A 2,425-nucleotide genomic window follows, 5' to 3' on the forward strand; every position below is an offset into this window, starting at 1 on the left:
CTGTTCAAGATGGAGCAGAACCACGTCAAGCGCCTGCCCGTGATCGAAAAGCACCGCCTTGCCGGCATCATCAGCGAGGCCGATCTCGCGAAGGAGCTGCCCGACAACAAGCTTGCCGAGTTCGTTCATCGCGTTTACGCACTCGGCTGACCCGCCGGCCTGATACTCCGCCGCCGGCGGGCGATGACCGACCGCTAGCGGGGCGTCCCGTCGCGCTCGCCTCTTCGGGCGAGGCGCTGGAGTTGCCCTGTGTGCACGTGGCTCACCCATTCCCAGCCGGGCTTGGCCGATGGGCCGATCCGCGGGTCGCCGGGATCCCCGCCGTCACGCAAGGCGTGCACGTACGCCCGATCCTGTTCGATCCGTGCGCGTACCTGATCGGCTCCGCCGACGGACCCGTGACCCGGGACGAGGACATCGACGTCGCCCGCCACCTCCTCGAGCAGCCGCAGCGCTTCGAGGTAGTCCCCGATCGGGTCGGCGGTGCCGTCCAGGTCGAGCATCGGAATCAGGACATCGGAGAGCATGTCGCCGGCGACGAGAACCCCGCGTTCTTCGATCAGCAGCGCCGCGTGGCCTGGTGCATGCGCTTGATGCTCGATGATCCGGACTTGGGGGCCGTCCCAAGGGATCCGCGCGGTTCCGGCGGGCAGGCCGGTGATGAGACCGAGCAGGTCCAGCGGTACCTGCCCGGCGATTTCCGTCTCGAGCAGGTGGGCGGCGATGCGGTCCTTGGCATCTGCGTCCGACAGCTGATCTCGGATGGTGGCCGCGCAGCGCGCCGTGCCGTAACGGGGCGCCGGGCCGAGCCGGTCGTGCCAGAGCAGGTGATCCCAATCGGGATGCGTGGAAAACCCTGCCACAACGGGCTGACCCGACTCGCGAAGGTCGTTGGCGAGGCAGTCGATCTCGGAGCCGGTCACCCCGGGGTCGATGAGCAACACACCGGCCCGGCCCCGCACCACAACGGCGTTGCTCTGAACGAACTCGCTCTGGTGGACCAGCACCCCCTGCGCGACCTGCCTCAGCACGAGCCCGCCTCCCTTACGTCCTGGATGGCGTAGTGATGCATTGTGACGCCCTGCTTGAACGATCGCTGCTCCAGCAGGTCGAGCTCGATCGGCACGTCGTAGTCGTCGAACAGCGGCCTGCCGAAGCCGAGGATCGCGGGATGGGTGAAGAGCAGCAGCTCGTCGAGCAGCCTTGCCCGGAGCAGCTGGGTGGCGAGCGCCGCGCCGCCCACGCTGATGCTGCCGTCGGTGCCGGCCCGCAGGGCGGCGAGTTGCTCGATCGCGTCGTCTCCGCCGATGATCCGGGTGTTGTGATCGGCGCTGCGGCGGGTGCGGGAGACGAGCGCCTTGGGCTTGGCGGTCCAGATCTCGCCGTACTCACGCATGTAGTCCGGCAGCGACGTGTCCGCGTGCGCCCGTGGCCAGTACTCCTCCATGACCTCGTAGTAGACCCGGCCCTGGACCATGAGCGCGAGCGCCTGCGTCTGCGCGTTGCACTCGCGGTGCAGCTCCTCGTCGATGCGCAGCCACTCGCCGGCGCCGTTGTCCCCCGGAACTTGCTCGATCCGCAGGTCGAGGGACACCTGCATCGAATAGACGAAGCGGCCCATCAGCTCCTCTTCCCCAAAGTGATTGTATTCTGCAACTACTATAGGTAGGCCGAAATGCCTGTCAAGGAGGAATCGTGGAACCACGGTCCGGGTGCCCGATCAACGCAGCCGTCGAGGTGCTCGGAGATCGCTGGTCGTTGCTCGTGCTGCGCGACGTCATCTTCGGCGACCGCCGCTACTTCCGGGCGCTGCTCACCGGGTCGATCGAGGGCATCGCTTCGAACATCCTCGCCGACCGCCTCGTGCGGCTCGTCGAGGCGGGGATCCTCACCCGCGGCACCGCCGCGCGGGGGCAGCGCGCTCGCTACAGCCTCACCGAAGCCGGTATCCAGACTCTTCCGATCATCTACGCCCTCGGGAACTGGAGCCTCGACTGGCGCCCGGGCAGCGACGTGCTCCGGAGCCGGCAGCAGCTCATGCGCGATGAGGGCCCGGCGTTCGTCGAGGAGCTCATGGACGAGCTTCGCGTCCGCCACCTCGGCGCCCCGCCGAAGCCACACGACGGTCCAGGCCCGTTCGAGCGCCTCGACGCCGCCTACGCCGCGGCCGCCGAGCAAGAACACCACGATTGACGGCGACGGAACGGCCCGCCCTGACCTTTCCCGGGCTTCAGTAACCGGCGAGTCTGCTGCAAGTCACGTGTAAGCCTGCACGTCTAGACATGCGTAGGTGATCTGGGATGCCGGATTTCGCGTGATGACGGTGTTGTATCGGTCAGGTCGTGATGATGTCGACTGTGGTGAAAGGGTGGGAGCGCTCCGTATGGCGTTGGAGATCAGATTCCTCGGTCCGTGGCAGGTGCTG

At 67.3% G+C, this 2,425-nt stretch carries 4 protein-coding genes; 2 read left to right on the top strand and 2 right to left on the bottom strand.

Going from position 1 to position 2,425, the window contains the following annotated elements:
• Positions 1–9: 9 nt before the first annotated feature.
• Positions 10–150 carry a CBS domain-containing protein gene (locus ABZS69_RS66900; protein WP_355395600.1) on the top strand — a complete coding sequence of 47 codons (141 nt, stop codon included), beginning with the start codon at positions 10–12 and terminating at the stop codon, positions 148–150.
• 44 nt (positions 151–194) lie between these two features.
• Here ABZS69_RS66900 and ABZS69_RS66905 read toward each other — a convergent pair whose 3' ends face one another.
• Entirely contained in the window at positions 195–1,031 is an 837-nt protein-coding gene (locus ABZS69_RS66905) for an MBL fold metallo-hydrolase (protein ID WP_355395591.1), read from the bottom strand.
• On the bottom strand, positions 1,025–1,621 hold the full coding sequence (locus ABZS69_RS66910; protein ID WP_355395594.1) for a dihydrofolate reductase family protein: 597 nt from the start codon (positions 1,619–1,621) through the stop codon (positions 1,025–1,027). Before ABZS69_RS66910 ends, ABZS69_RS66905 begins: the two co-directional genes overlap by 7 nt.
• A gap of 74 nt (positions 1,622–1,695) precedes the next feature.
• On the opposite strand from ABZS69_RS66910, the gene ABZS69_RS66915 reads away from it, so the two are divergent.
• Positions 1,696–2,193, top strand: coding sequence for a helix-turn-helix domain-containing protein (locus ABZS69_RS66915; RefSeq protein ID WP_355395597.1), 498 nt, complete (start codon positions 1,696–1,698; stop codon positions 2,191–2,193).
• Positions 2,194–2,425 lie beyond the last annotated feature (232 nt).

The sequence above is a fragment of the Nonomuraea sp. NPDC005650 genome (assembly GCF_040605375.1).
In the GTDB taxonomy this organism is placed as follows: Bacteria; Actinomycetota; Actinomycetes; order Streptosporangiales; family Streptosporangiaceae; genus Nonomuraea.